At 48.0% G+C, this 14089-nt stretch carries 10 protein-coding genes; 7 read left to right on the forward strand and 3 right to left on the reverse strand.

Translation table 11 applies throughout. The features are described 5' to 3' along the window. Positions 1 to 104: 104 nt before the first annotated feature. From FGB90_RS07380 to FGB90_RS07400, 5 genes are all read left to right on the forward strand, one after another. On the forward strand, positions 105 to 1340 hold the full coding sequence (locus tag FGB90_RS07380; protein ID WP_138810174.1) for a S1C family serine protease: 1236 nt from the start codon (positions 105 to 107) through the stop codon (positions 1338 to 1340). A gap of 492 nt (positions 1341 to 1832) precedes the next feature. After that, on the forward strand, positions 1833 to 1991 hold the full coding sequence (locus tag FGB90_RS20170; protein WP_138810176.1) for a CxxH/CxxC protein: 159 nt from the start codon (positions 1833 to 1835) through the stop codon (positions 1989 to 1991). Positions 1992 to 2060: 69 nt separating this feature from the next. Then, positions 2061 to 2540, forward strand: a complete 480-nt coding sequence (gene rlmH / locus FGB90_RS07390) for a 23S rRNA (pseudouridine(1915)-N(3))-methyltransferase RlmH (protein ID WP_138810178.1) — start codon at positions 2061 to 2063, stop codon at positions 2538 to 2540. Between the two features lie 337 nt (positions 2541 to 2877). Continuing rightward, complete coding sequence (locus FGB90_RS07395; protein WP_138810180.1) at positions 2878 to 3363, forward strand: peptide-methionine (S)-S-oxide reductase; 486 nt, start codon at positions 2878 to 2880, stop codon at positions 3361 to 3363. A gap of 293 nt (positions 3364 to 3656) precedes the next feature. Beyond that, positions 3657 to 5177 carry a malate:quinone oxidoreductase gene (locus FGB90_RS07400; protein WP_138810182.1) on the forward strand — a complete coding sequence of 507 codons (1521 nt, stop codon included), beginning with the start codon at positions 3657 to 3659 and terminating at the stop codon, positions 5175 to 5177. Between the two features lie 1299 nt (positions 5178 to 6476). Here FGB90_RS07400 and FGB90_RS07405 read toward each other — a convergent pair. Both FGB90_RS07405 and FGB90_RS07410 read right to left on the reverse strand, forming a co-directional pair. Continuing rightward, positions 6477 to 7352: a nuclease-related domain-containing protein gene (locus tag FGB90_RS07405; RefSeq protein WP_171051750.1), complete on the reverse strand. Its 876-nt coding sequence runs from the start codon at positions 7350 to 7352 to the stop codon at positions 6477 to 6479. Between the two features lie 38 nt (positions 7353 to 7390). Beyond that, positions 7391 to 7840: a hypothetical protein gene (locus FGB90_RS07410; protein ID WP_138810185.1), complete on the reverse strand. Its 450-nt coding sequence runs from the start codon at positions 7838 to 7840 to the stop codon at positions 7391 to 7393. Positions 7841 to 8057: 217 nt separating this feature from the next. On the opposite strand from FGB90_RS07410, the gene FGB90_RS07415 reads away from it, so the two are divergent. Continuing rightward, complete coding sequence (locus FGB90_RS07415) at positions 8058 to 8294, forward strand: glutaredoxin family protein (RefSeq protein WP_138810187.1); 237 nt, start codon at positions 8058 to 8060, stop codon at positions 8292 to 8294. A 125-nt stretch (positions 8295 to 8419) separates the two neighbouring features. Here the strand turns inward: FGB90_RS07415 and FGB90_RS07420 are convergent, their stop codons facing one another. Then, complete coding sequence (locus FGB90_RS07420; RefSeq protein WP_138810189.1) at positions 8420 to 9124, reverse strand: DUF421 domain-containing protein; 705 nt, start codon at positions 9122 to 9124, stop codon at positions 8420 to 8422. 349 nt (positions 9125 to 9473) lie between these two features. Here FGB90_RS07420 and gltB point away from each other — a divergent pair, with 349 nt between their 5' ends. Then, positions 9474 to 14060 carry a glutamate synthase large subunit gene (gltB, locus tag FGB90_RS07425; RefSeq protein ID WP_138810191.1) on the forward strand — a complete coding sequence of 1529 codons (4587 nt, stop codon included), beginning with the start codon at positions 9474 to 9476 and terminating at the stop codon, positions 14058 to 14060. Positions 14061 to 14089 lie beyond the last annotated feature (29 nt).

The following is a 14089-nucleotide window of genomic DNA, read 5'->3' on the forward strand; positions in this document are numbered from 1 at the left end:
TCAGTTGAACCAGTTGTAATCCGATTCGTTTTTCACCGTTCTGTGAAAGACAGCGAAACGCTTTTTAAAGACATAAAAGTTCTGTTTTTAAGGAGGGTCTATCAATGGGTTATTATGACAGTCATACTCAGACGCGGAGCAGGAAAGGAAAGTCATCAGCAAAGAAAACTGCTGCAGTCTCTTTTACGGGAGCGGTGATCGGTGCGCTGATTGTTGTTTTTTCCATACCGCTTCTTGCCGGAAACGGCTTCCTTCCGTATGATGTTGTCCCGAAATCAGCGGGGGATGCAGAGCAGGAGGCACTTGAAGCGATCACCGATGGAGAGGCAGCTGACATTCCCGAGCTTCAGGGAGTTAACGTCGCTGTCACATCCGAAGTTATCGAAGCAGTTGAGAGAGTAAATGACGCGGTTGTAGGGGTTGTGAACAGCCGTGGCGCTTCGGGAGGGCTTTTTGAAGGCGGCGGTGAAGGGACAGGTTCCGGCGTCGTGTACAAGATTGAAGGCGACAGGGCCTTTATTGTGACAAACCAGCACGTAATTGAAAATGCAGAGGACATAGATGTGACTTTAAGCGACGGTGCGCGGATTCCCGCCGAGCTTGTAGGTGAGGATGCCCTTACAGACCTAGCCGTAATTGAAGTGGATGCAGAAAAAGTGGGTACCGTTGCTGAATTCGGTAACTCAGATACGCTCCGGGCAGGGGAACCGGCGATTGCCATCGGAAATCCGCTCTCCTTTGAAGGGTCCGTGACACTGGGGATTATCAGTGCCGTTGAGCGGAGTATTCCGGTAGACACGAACCGTGACGGACGGCCGGACTGGAACGCGGAGGTTCTTCAGACCGATGCAGCGATCAATCCCGGTAACAGCGGCGGAGCCCTCGTCAACATTGAGGGGCAGGTTATCGGAATTAACTCCATGAAGATTGCACAGAATGCCGTGGAGGGAATCGGCTTTGCGATTCCGACTGCCATTGCCATGCCGGTAATTGAAGACCTGGAGCAGTACGGGGAAGTGAGACGGCCGCAGCTCGGCGTGTTCATCCGCTCGCTTCAGGAAATTCCAAGCTACCACTGGCACCAGACGCTTGGACTTCCAGAGGATATTGCAGGCGGAATTTATGTAGCTGATACCGAGCCGGGTTCACCTGCGGCAGAAGCGGGCCTGCGTGAAGGAGATGTCATAACTGCCCTCGACGGTGAGGAAATGCGTGATATTCATGATCTCCGGAAGTATCTGTTCACGGAAAAATCAATAGGTGATACCGTCTCGGTTACTTTTTACCGTGAAGGAACCGAAGAAACAGTGGAAATGACGCTTCAGGAACAGCAGATGTAGATGGTTTTGAAACAGGGGAGCAGTTATCCCCTGTTTTTTTAGGCTCTGTTATATTTTAATGTTGATTTTAAAAGTTGATTGGAGAGAACGCGCGACACTCCAGCGGGAACAGCAAAGAACATCTGCTTCGACGCAGGCTGCTTCGGAGCTTTTCCTGCAGAGGAAGAAGCAGCAACGGAAGACCCCGCAGGGCGGTTTTCCCGAGGAGGCTGCAGTGGTGCCCGCGGAAAGGGAGCGCAGTGAGCGAAAATCAACAACGAACTTTAACAAAGTCTTTTTTATGTGCAAAGGTTGGTTCTGAAGTCCACTGAGGGTACAATAAGGAGAGTGTGGCTGATTATTCGCACTTGTGGATAAGTTATATGGATATTGTTTCCCATAATTGCCGGAGGTCAAGAGCCACAAGGGAAATAGGTTGTGAAGTTATCCACACGAGGGTGTTGGTAACTGAAAACGTATGCAAAAACACGAGGCAGGACGGGGGGCTACATCATGTATTACTGCTGCAGCGAACACATAGATATGGCGATCGAGGATATTGTCGATTTCTACGCTCTTCCGCCAAAAATCGACAAGCTCACAGCCGAGGAACAGTTGTCCACACCATGTAAATACTGTAGTGACAAGGCTTTGTATCGAGTCGACAAATAACTCCACAGCTTTTCTGTGGAAATGTGGATAACTATTGTGGAAAACTATTCTAAAAGGAGTTTTACACCTGTGAATATTACAGTTGTGACAGTCGGTAAATTAAAGGAGAAATATTTAAAGCAGGGAATTGCCGAATATCTGAAGCGTCTTTCCGCCTATGCAAAAGTGGAAGTCGTTGAAGTTCCTGACGAAAAGGCACCGGAAAACATGAGCGGTGCCGAAATGACCGCGGTTAAGGAAAAGGAAGGGGAGCGGATCCTCGCTAAAATCAGCCACGATTCACACGTCATTGCCCTCGCCATCGATGGCCGGAAATGGTCTTCCGAACGTCTTGCCCGTGAGCTGGACCAGCTGGCGACCTACGGCAAAAGCAAGGTGGCGTTTGTAATCGGTGGATCGGTCGGTCTCAGCGATGCCGTTCTGCAGCGGGCAGACGGAAAGCTGTCTTTTTCGGACATGACGTTTCCCCATCAGCTCATGCGCCTGATTCTCGTGGAGCAGATTTACCGCGGGTTTAAGATTAACAGGGGCGAACCGTACCATAAGTAAAGGCTGTATCGTAAATATTGATGCTGATGACCAAATTAATTATGAAGCAATGCCCGCGGAAAGCATCCGCCTGCAGCGCAATAAAACAACAATCTATCCGAAAACAGCTTAAGTAAATGAGTTAACAACAGATAAAAACGCATGGTAATTAGCAGTTCTTAACAGCGTATCAATAAAAGATGGTGAGGAGAAGGGACTGCCAATCCACGAGTAGGTTCTCAAACACCGGGGAAAGTGCTTGCAGTGAGCGTAAATCAGCAACAGGATTTAACAACGACAGAAGAATAGACGGCTCTGCGCACCAGTTCCTTTTGATCCACAAAAGAGGGGTGGCAAAATGGAAGTAGTTTATTTTGCAGGCGGGTGCCTTTGGGGAGTACAGGCATTTATTAAAACCCTGCCTGGTGTGACGTTTACAGAAGCAGGAAGAGCTAATGGAGCAGGCAATACACTTGAGAGTGAGTATGACGGCTATGCGGAGTGTGTTAAAACAGAATTTGATCCAGGGGTTGTCTCACTTGAAAGATTAATGGAATATTTCTTTGAAATCATTGATCCGTACAGTTTGAATCAGCAGGGAAATGATGTCGGGGAAAAATACAGAACCGGCGTGTACAGTGAAAATCCAGAACATTTAATAGAGGCGAAGGCATTCATTAATAAAAGAAATGATTGTGACCGGATAGCTGTTGAAGTACTGCCTCTTACAAACTATGTAAGAAGTGCAGAAGAACATCAGGACAGGTTAAACAGATATCCGGATGATTATTGTCATATTCCAACAGAAATGTTAACCAAATATAAGTTTCAGGGAGAAAGGTAAGCCCAATTTCTCTTTAGAGAGCAGGTGAATCTTCCAGGGGGATGTATGAGCTCACCTTAACGGATTGTCCCGCTGATTTTCTGTCAACGTATCCACCAGGAGGGCCAGCCTCTTTTTTATTCCTCTTAAATAGGTTATAATTATCAGATAAATAGAAGTTTTTTTAATAGATTCCTATACTGGCAGACTCGCATATGATGCTTGGAAGATAGAAGGCAGTTGTGTTCACGGATGGCGCCATTCGTTTTGTTATGTTCAGGAGTGAGCGCCTGCTTCTTTGGAAAATACACTTGATGATAAGGAAGGGTATTATGAGCAGCGTACAGAAACAGACAGACGTGATTTTGATCGGTGCCGGAGTCATGAGTGCAACACTGGGTTCTTTATTAAAGGAGCTGGCACCGGATTGGGAAATTAAAGTCTTTGAAAAGCTCGACAAAGCAGGGGAAGAGAGCTCCAATGTATGGAACAACGCAGGAACGGGGCATGCGGCACTGTGCGAGATGAACTATACATCCGAAAAGCCTGACGGATCCATCGATATTACGAAAGCGGTAAAAGTAAATGAGCATTTTCAGATTTCCAGACAGTTCTGGTCCTACCTTGTAGACAGCGGACTGATCCGCAGACCTCAGGATTTCATTATGCCGATTCCGCATATGAGTTATGTCCAGGGCGAAAAGAACGTGGATTTTTTAAAGCGGAGAATGGAAGCGCTGTCAGGAAACCCTCTGTTTCAGGAGATGGAATATTCCGATGATCCGGAAAAACTGAGGGAATGGATGCCGCTTATGATGGATGGCCGCGAGTTAAATGAACCGATTGCGGCTACAAAGATTGATTCAGGAACGGACGTGAATTTCGGTGCGCTTACCTGCACGCTTTTCGATCACCTGAAGCGGGAAAACGTGGAGATTAACTACCGCCACAGCGTGGAGGATCTCAAACGGACAAGTGACGGCGGCTGGGAAGTAAAAGTGAATGACATGGATAATGGAAATGTCGAGTACCATAAGGCAAAATTTGTCTTCATCGGTGCAGGAGGCGGCAGTCTGCCGATTCTTCAGAAAACCGGGATCCCGGAGTCACGGAACATCGGTGGTTTCCCGGTAAGCGGGCTGTTTCTTGTCTGCAGCAACCCTGAAGTAGTTGAACAGCATCATGCAAAAGTTTACGGAAAAGCGAAGGCCGGTGCGCCGCCAATGTCGGTTCCGCACCTTGATACACGCTACATTGACGGTAAAAAGTCACTGCTGTTCGGTCCGTTTGCCGGCTTCTCGCCGAAGTTTTTGAAAACGGGTTCAAACCTGGATCTGATCGGTACGGTTAAGCCGAACAATGTCATGACCATGCTTGCAGCGGGGATGAAGGAAATGCCGCTGACCAGATACCTCATTCAGCAGGTAATGCTGTCCGAGGAAAAACGCATGGATGATCTGCGCGAATTTATTCCTAATGCCCGTAACGAAGACTGGAAGATTGTCACTGCCGGCCAGCGTGTGCAGGTGATTAAGGATACAGAAGCCGGCGGTAAAGGCACGCTTCAGTTCGGTACCGAAGTCGTCAGCGCCGAGGACGGCTCAATTGCAGCACTGCTCGGTGCTTCACCTGGGGCCTCCACAGCCGTTCACGTCATGCTGGACGTGATGGAGCGCTGCTTCCCTGAACGCATGTTCGAGTGGGAGCCGAGAATTAAGGAAATGATTCCGTCGTACGGTGTGAACCTGTCGGACAACCCTGAAATGTTTAAGGAGATTCACACCTCCACATCCGAGACTCTCGGACTGGAAGTGAGAGAAGAAGTATTGACTTAAATAGCGTGTGTCAGTTTTGGAGCCCTCAATCCTGGATGGATTGGGGGTTAGTTTTGTAATTACAATTTTAATTGTGGTCAATTAGGGGGGATGAGATTAAATGGGCCTAAAAAGCGCTTAAAAGGGTGTCAAAGAGAGGGGAACGAGATTACAGGGGCGTAAGGAGCGCTTAAAAGGCGGTCCAAGAAATCGGAGCAAGATTACAAGGGCATAAGGAGCGCTCAAAAGGCGGTCAAAAAAATCGGAGCAAGATTACAAGGGCATAAGGAGCGCTTAAAAGGCGGTCAAAGAGATCGGAGCAAGATTACAAGGGAATAAGGACGCTCAAAAGGGTATCAAAGAGAGGGGAACGAGATTACAGGGTCGTAAGGAGTGCTCAAAAGACGCTCAAAGAGAGCGGAGCAAGATCACAAGGGCGTAAGGACGCTCAAAAGGGTGTCAAATAGAGGGGAACGAGATTACAGGGTCGTAAGGAGTGCTCAAAAGACGCTCAAAGAGAGCGGAGCAAGATCACAAGGGCGTAAGGACGCTCAAAAGGGTGTCAAATAGAGGGGAACGAGATTACAGGGTCGTAAGGAGTGCTCAAAAGACGCTCAAAGAGAGCGGAGCAAGATCACAAGGGCGTAAGGACGCTCAAAAGGGTGTCAAAGAGAGCGGAACAAGATTACAGGGTCATAAGAACGCTCAAAAGACGCTCAAATAGAGGGGAACAAGATTACAGGGTCATAAGAACGCTCAAAAGGCGGTCAAAGAAATCGGAGCAAGATTACAAGGGCATAAGGAGCGCTTAAAAGGCGGTCAAAGAGATCGGAGCAAGATTACAAGGGCGTAAGGAGCGCTTAAAAGGCGGTCAAATAGAGGGGAACAAGATTACAGGGTCATAAGAACGCTCAAAAGACGCTCAAATAGAGGGGCGCAAGATTACTGGGCCATAAGAAGCGCTTAAAAGGGTGTCAAATAGAGGGGAACGAGATTACAGGATCATAAGGAGCGCTTAAAAGGCGGTCAAGAGAGGGGGACGAGATTACAGGGTCATAAGGAGCGCTCAAAAGACGCTCAAAGAGAGGGGAACGAGATTACAGGGTCGTAAGGAGTGCTCAAAAGACGCTCAAAGAGAGCGGAGCAAGATTACAAGGGCGTAAGGACGCTCAAAAGGGTGTCAAAGAGAGCGGAACGAGATAAAGGGGTATAAACATTAGAAGAGCTCAAAAGGCAGTTAGATGGTGACTACGAGACTACAGTAAGTTTAGAAAGACACTTAAGCTGGATAATATTAAATCAGCTCAATTACAATAGTATTTACTTCACCACATAGTAGGCACCCCGCTTATTTCCACATTTAGTAAAGTTCCTGCCGAGTACAGATCTAACTGCCACTTTTGAGAACACCTGACACCATTCCTGAATTAAATTAGTTGTCAGTTTCTTATCTGGAAAGAGTGTTTTTAACTCTCCAATACTTCGTAATATTCCTTTTTCATAAGATTCCCTGAAAGAGCATGAGTCGCAAAGTAAATAGATTCTATTTCCGAAACTGGTATGGATAGACCCGCACTCAGCACAACAAATCCCTTTTTTGAGTTTCTCATATTTATATTCAGGAAGACGAAAGTAAGGGCTTTTCTTGAGATGCATGCATGAGAGTCTTTCGGCAAGCTGTTTTTGATAAGGGGAGAGTGAGTCAGAAAATACAGAAAGATCTGATATGAATCTTTCTTTCTGAGATGAAAAAACAGCGGGAAGAGTGAAAGGAGCATTGTAAAGGTGAAAACCGGGGTTAACAAAAATGAGATTTGTTATGACCGGTAAATTGCATCCTGATTTATGCAGGAGCTGAGACAGCAAAGAGTCGTTTTTCCTCAGCTGCAGAAGAGGATTCTTAATTTCATGTCTTGCCTTTGTATACCATCGGTCTCCCTCAATCAGATAATCTCCTTCATAGTTTTTCACTTCGAACAGATACACAGTACTGGATGTAAAAAGGAGAGTGTCAATTTGAAATATAGTGTTGTTGTGTTCCAAGAGCAGGTCGTTAAGGATCAGTCCGGCACCTGAGAATAATGTCAGCCATTCATCAAAGAGCAATTCACCCTTATACCCTTTTATAAGGTACCGCAGAAGATTTTTTTCTTTCTCGTGAAGTTCCATTCTGTTATTTAACATACGTAGAACCATTAAATCGTAAGATTCCTGACGATTTTTAATGATCATATCTAAAACCAGAAATCTTCCGCAGTCAGGTTCTTTTCTTTTTTATACTGCTGATAGGAATATTCGAAGTAAGGGGGCTTGGCTGTGCCGAGGAACTGCGTGAACTTGCCTTCCTTGTATTCAATCAGGTAACTTTCACTCTGATTTGTTTCGGGGGCATGAAAGTCCGCTTCGCAGGAGATGAGGCTTTTATCTGTTATGGGAGTTTTTAGCAGAGTCAGTGTACTTGTTCCATCAGTTTTACAAATCTGGAATACTCCGCACCCCATTTCTTCTTTCACTTTCCACTCGTTAATCTCGATTTCTTCATTGAACACAAGGCCCTGAAAATAAGTATAGCCGCAGTAAGGACAGTAGATATTATACGTTTCCTTATCTTCTTTGTAATAATCGTCCTTTACTGCAATTTTTTCACACTGTTTACATTCGGTATGATAGATAATTGATCCCAAGTCCATTCACTCCTTTGTTCATAATAAGGTCATCGTAATACTAGTCCTGAAAAAAGGGAAACAGCCATAGTGAAGTTTGCTCCCGTCTAATCTTCCATTTGGAGAGAGAAGGAATTATGCAGGGCGGGGAGTTCATGAAATAACACCTGATTCCTCTCTGGAACTACTTATGGTGAACATGATAAAATACACCATATCAACCAATGAGGTGATCCAAATGTCAAAACCGGTCATTGTCTACTCTACAAAGGACTGTGTGGAATGCGATCTGGTAAAAAAAATGCTCGACTCCAAAGGGGTCGATTATGAAGTGCGTGACGTGATGACAAGCCGCGACTACCAGAAGGAAGTGGAGACGTTCGGCTTTATGGGCGTGCCTGTAACTGTAGTTGACGGAGAAGCTGTAAAAGGCATGAGTCCCGACCTTGAAAAACTGATCGAAAAAGCGCAATAAAAGTATTAAAAAGAAGAAGCTGCCAAACCGGCGGCTTCTTTTTAATGAAACGGAAAATGATGTTCCACGTGAAACACCACGCAGACTGCCCACGTCTCACACTCCACACTACAGGACCGAACCTCCTATCCTTCATGAACCACACGCCGTTTGTAAGGCACAATATACAACCCGTCATCCTCCGTATAGTCAGCGTACATAATCTCGCTTGCGTCGTGGATTTCATACTGCTGCAGCTTTTCATCCAGCCAGGTCCGGTCGTGACCCGTTTCACCAAGGTTATCAACCAGCACTTCTCCGTCCAGAATGAGGCTGACCGGAAGGTGAATTTTTTTGTCCTTGAGCTCTATGTCCCCACGTGTAACCTCCTTATATGATGCTTTCTTCAGTACGCTGATGCCACCGTTTGATTCCAGGATTGCATAGGCAACCTCCCTGACAGAGAAAGTTTCACTCTGCCTTAACAGCGACATCAGCTGATTCAGGTTCATCCGGTTCTTTTTCAGCTCATTTTTGTCTATCTGTCCGTCCCTGATCACAATGGAAGGTTTGCCTTCAAACAGACTCCTGAGACCTTTGAACCTGAGGAGGATCCGTTCCATTAACACGAGCAGCAGACCCCAGATCACAATGGAATAGATGATAAATGAGATTGGTACATTAGATTCGAAAACTGCATTCCCGAGCAGTTCGGAAAGCACGATGGCTGAAACGAAATCAAAAGGGGTCAGCTGGTTGATCGTCGTTTTACCGAGCATCCGGGTAATAAGAAACAGCATAAAAAAGCCGAGGATCAGCTTTATTGTCATATCGGTAAACTGCGGCTCCACGATACGCCCCTCCCTGCAGAATCTGGTATTCTACCATTGTCGCCCCCGCAGGAAACTTTCATACAGCAAAAAATCTTCGATATCTGATTTCGAAATCTCCCGAATAAGGATTAAACTTCCAATTAAAGGAAAAAACATCCTCGAATCAGAGCGGAAACTGCATAAACTACACTAAAAAAATATGTCAGAAAATATCCCAATACACCGATAGGTTAAGCGCTTACAAAAACCTTTTCGTTGCTGTCACTGCGGTGTTCTGAGTTTTCTCCCTCTCGAATTCTGTGATATACTGAGTCAAAATATTTAATTAACTGAATTTTTATGAAAAATGCTGAAGGAGGGCGTTACCATGAGAAAGCACGGATTGCCAGTAAAACAGGGATTATATGATCCGGCAAACGAACATGAAGCATGCGGAATTGGAATGATTGCGAATATAGATGGAAGCAAGTCTCATGCTATCGTCCAGAATGCGATTAATATACTGAGTAACCTGGAACACCGGGGAGGTCAGTCCGCAGATGTAAGTACGGGCGATGGTGCAGGAATCCTGACTCAGATTCCGCACCGTTTTTTTGTGAAACAGTGCGACAGGGAGGACATTGTTCTTCCTGACGAAGGAGACTACGGAATCGGCATGGTCTTTCTTCCGGAAGACCAGGAAACGAGAATCCGCTGCAAAAAGATCTTTGAGCAGATTATTAAAGAGGAAGGCCAGTCGTTTCTTGGATGGCGTACAGTTCCTGTAAACGACTCGTTTGTAGGAAAAGAGGCGAAAAAGACAAAGCCTGCAATCCGCCAGGTGTTTATCCGCAAATCACAGACGATCAGTGATCAGGATGAATTTGAACGGCGCCTCTACATTATCCGGAAACGGACAGAGATTGCCATCTCAAAAGGCTTGAAGGACCAGTCGGATTTTTATATCAGCAGCCTTTCGACAAGAACGATCGTCTATAAGGGGATGCTTGTTCCCGAACAGCTTGACTCTTTTTATATCGACCTGAACCATCCGGAGTTCAAGTCCGCTTTGGCGCTGGTGCATTCCAGATTCAGTACGAATACATTCCCAAGCTGGAAACGGTCGCACCCGAACAGGTACACGATCCATAACGGTGAATTCAATACGCTCCGGGGCAATGTGAACTGGATGCGCGCCCGTCAGGCCTTGTGCACATCTGAGTACTTCAGTGAAGAAGATCTGCAGAAGGTACTGCCGGTCATCGACAAGAACGGAAGCGATTCGTCGATGTTTGATAACTGTTTCGAATTTCTTCACTTATCCGGCCGGTCACTCGCCCACACGGCGATGATGATGGTTCCGGAACCGTGGGCAAATGATGATTCCATCAACGAGACGAAACGGGATTTCTACGACTACCACAGCACGCTCATGGAGCCGTGGGACGGACCTGCGGCCCTTGTCTATACAGACGGCAAACAGATCGGAGCCTGTCTTGACCGCAACGGTCTCAGACCTGCCCGCTATTACGTAACGAAAGACGGCATGATCGTACTCGGTTCAGAGGTCGGGGCCCTTGATGTTTTTGCCGATGATATTGCCGTGAAAGACCGTCTGCACCCGGGGAAAATGCTGCTTGTTGACCTTGAAAAAGGACGCATAATTCCCGATGATGAAATTAAGATGGAGATTGCTGGTGAACAGCCTTACCGGGAGTGGCTCGATGACAATCTCCGTGAGCTGGATGAACTGCCGGAAGCGTCACAGACAGAACCGCCGGTGGAGAACCTCGCTGAGCAGCAGCTGGCGTTCGGCTACACAAACGAAGAGCTCAGTAAAATCCTTAAGCCTCTCGTCTCCGACGGAAAGGATCCGGTCGGTTCCATGGGTTACGACTCCCCCCTGGCGGTGCTGTCCAAAAAACCGCAGCTCCTTTACAGCTACTTTAAGCAGCTGTTTGCCCAGGTGACGAACCCGCCGATCGATGCGATCCGCGAAGAGATCATTACGATGGCGGAGACGACCCTGGGTTCTGAAGGCAACCTGGTGAAACCGACACCTGAAAGCTGCCGGCATATCCGTCTGAAGACGCCTGTCGTTTCCAACAGACAGCTGGAAACACTGCGGGGTTATGACGGAGAGGGTTTCCGTTCCCGGACACTGTCCATCCTGTTTGACGCGAAAAAGGAGTCAAACATGGAAAAAGCCCTCGAAAGTCTGTTTGAAGAAGCAGACCAGGCTTATGAGGACGGGGTAAACCTGATTGTTCTTTCAGACCGGGGCGTGGACCGTAAAAAGGCCGCCATTCCGGCCCTTCTCGCCGTATCAGGACTGCACCATCACATGATCCGTCAGGGGACACGTACGAAAGTAAGCATCCTGCTTGAGTCCGGTGAACCCCGGGAGGTGCACCATTTTGCCACGCTCCTCGGTTACGGGGCAGAAGCCGTGAACCCTTACCTTGCGTTTGATTCACTTGAGGCTCTTCGGGAGCGGGGCGAGGTTAAAGCCGCCTCCTATGACGAGGCCGTAGACAAGTACATCGGTTCCGTGACAGACGGGGTGATTAAAGTTCTATCGAAAATGGGTATTTCCACGATTCAGAGTTACAGAGGGGCCCAGATTTTCGAAGCCGTCGGTATTCACCCTGAGGTCATCGAGAAGTACTTCACGAGAACCGCTTCACGTCTTGGCGGAATTAAGACAGACATGATTGCCAAAGAAGTGCTCATGCGTCACAGACGAGCGTTCGATGAAGAGCGTGGATCCGGCAGAACCCTGGATGCAGGGGATGATTACCAGTACCGTGAAAACGGGGAGGATCATACGTACAATCCCCGGACGATTCACACGCTTCAGCATGCGTGCCGCTCGAACGACTACGATCTCTTTAAAGAATATTCGAAGCTCTTAACCGACGAAAAAAACAATCTGCAGTCACTGAGAGGACTGCTGTCATTTAAAAAACGCAAGCCGGTGCCGCTCGATGAAGTGGAATCGGTGGAAGCGATCTGTAAACGATTTAAAACCGGTGCCATGAGTTTCGGTGCCATCAGTAAAGAAGCTCACGAAGCGCTGGCCATTGCCATGAACCGTATCGGCGGCGCGAGCAACTCCGGGGAAGGCGGGGAGGATCCTGACCGCTTTACGCCGGATGCAAACGGCGATCTGCGCAGAAGCTCCATCAAGCAGGTAGCTTCCGGCCGATTTGGCGTTACGAGTCATTACCTCGTAAATGCCGATGAAATTCAGATCAAAATCGCCCAGGGAGCCAAACCGGGTGAAGGTGGACACCTGCCAGGCAAAAAAGTGTATCCGTGGGTTGCGGAAGTCCGCGGCTCCACAACAGGGGTGGAACTGATTTCACCGCCGCCGCACCACGATATTTATTCGATTGAAGACCTGGCGGAACTGATTCATAACCTGAAAAACGCCAACCCGAAAGCCCGGATCAGCGTAAAGCTTGTTTCTGCTGTAGGAGTTGGAACGATCGCGGCAGGAGTGGCGAAAGGCCGTGCCGACCTTGTCCTTATTTCCGGTTACGACGGCGGAACGGGAGCTGCACCGCGATCAAGTATTAAGCATACAGGCCTGCCATGGGAGATCGGGCTTGCCGAAACCCACCAGACCCTGCTTCTCAACCACCTGCGCGACCGGATTGTCGTGGAGACGGACGGGAAAATGATGACCGGACGGGACGTAGTTGTGGCAACGCTTCTCGGTGCCGAGGAATACGGTTTCTCCACTGCTCCGCTTGTAGTGCTTGGATGTGTCATGATGCGTGTCTGCCACCTTGATACATGTCCTGTAGGAGTAGCCACACAGAATCCTGAACTGCGGAAAAAGTTCACCGGGGAAGCCGAACATGTAGCAAACTTTATGCGTTTTGTTGCCCAGGAAGCCCGTGAACTTATGGCCGAGCTCGGGTTCAGAACGATTGATGAAATGGTGGGACGTACCGACATTCTTGAAGCGAACCGGGCAGTTGACCACTGGAAGGCGAAAGATGTGGATGTTTCAGCACTTCTTTATCAGCCCGACGTACCTGAATCCGTCACACGCTACCGCACGGTCTATCAGAACCACGGTCTCGATAAGGCACTGGATACACAGGAACTCATTCCGCTCTGTAAGGAAGCTATTGAAAAAGGCGAGCCGTTTGAAGCAACACTTGCAATTCGGAACATCAACCGGGTAACCGGAACCATTCTCGGCAGCGAAATTACACGCCGCTATGGTCTCGCAGGACTAGGGGAGGATACAATCCGCCTCACGTTTAAGGGCTCTGCCGGTCAGAGTTTCGGTGCCTACATTCCAAGAGGGATGACACTTCGTCTCGTGGGGGATGCCAACGACTATGTAGGTAAAGGGCTTTCCGGCGGAAAAATCATCGCCCACCCGTCAAACCGGGCCACATTCAGGGCAGAGGAAAACATGATTGTCGGAAACGTGGCGTTCTACGGGGCGTCAAGCGGAGAAGCCTACATCCACGGTATTGCCGGTGAACGTTTCTGTGTACGGAACTCAGGGGCAAATGTCGTCGTTGAAGGCGTAGGCGATCATGGATGTGAATATATGACAGGCGGAAAAGTGGTCGTTCTCGGCGACACGGGACGCAACTTTGCAGCAGGAATGTCCGGAGGTATTGCCTACGTTCTGGAGGAGGAGCAGGGCTTTGCGGAAAAATGCAACAGGACCAATGTGGACCTTGAGCCTGTTACCGATCCTGCTGAGCAGCAGGAACTATACAAAATGATCGAAAAGCACCTTCACTATACAAACAGCTCACACGCAAGACGCGTTCTTCATTACTGGGAGGAAAACCTGTCACGGTTTGTCAGAGTTATTCCAAGAGACTTCCGTGAAATGCAGGAGCGGATTGCTTACCATGAGAACAGTGGATTAAGTTCTGAGGAAGCAGCTATGAAAGCATTTGAAGAAAGCCAGAAGCCCAAGGTTGCAGCACTGACCTGATCCGGCTTAACAGATACAGGAGAATAACT

Source organism: Alteribacter natronophilus (assembly GCF_006007885.1).
GTDB classification, from domain to species: domain Bacteria; phylum Bacillota; class Bacilli; order Bacillales; family Salisediminibacteriaceae; genus Alteribacter; species Alteribacter natronophilus.

Excerpts from the sequence above, each read along its gene's own strand:
- FGB90_RS07380 (WP_138810174.1), top strand. The coding sequence starts at position 105 with ATGGGTTATTATGACAGTCATACTCAGACGCGGAGCAGGAAAGGAAAG.
- FGB90_RS20170 (WP_138810176.1), top strand. The coding sequence starts at position 1,833 with ATGTATTACTGCTGCAGCGAACACATAGATATGGCGATCGAGGATATT.
- FGB90_RS07395 (WP_138810180.1), top strand. The coding sequence starts at position 2,878 with ATGGAAGTAGTTTATTTTGCAGGCGGGTGCCTTTGGGGAGTACAGGCA.
- FGB90_RS07400 (WP_138810182.1), top strand. The coding sequence starts at position 3,657 with ATGATAAGGAAGGGTATTATGAGCAGCGTACAGAAACAGACAGACGTG.
- FGB90_RS07405 (WP_171051750.1), bottom strand. The coding sequence starts at position 7,352 with ATGGTTCTACGTATGTTAAATAACAGAATGGAACTTCACGAGAAAGAA.
- FGB90_RS07415 (WP_138810187.1), top strand. The coding sequence starts at position 8,058 with ATGTCAAAACCGGTCATTGTCTACTCTACAAAGGACTGTGTGGAATGC.
- gltB (WP_138810191.1), top strand. The coding sequence starts at position 9,474 with ATGAGAAAGCACGGATTGCCAGTAAAACAGGGATTATATGATCCGGCA.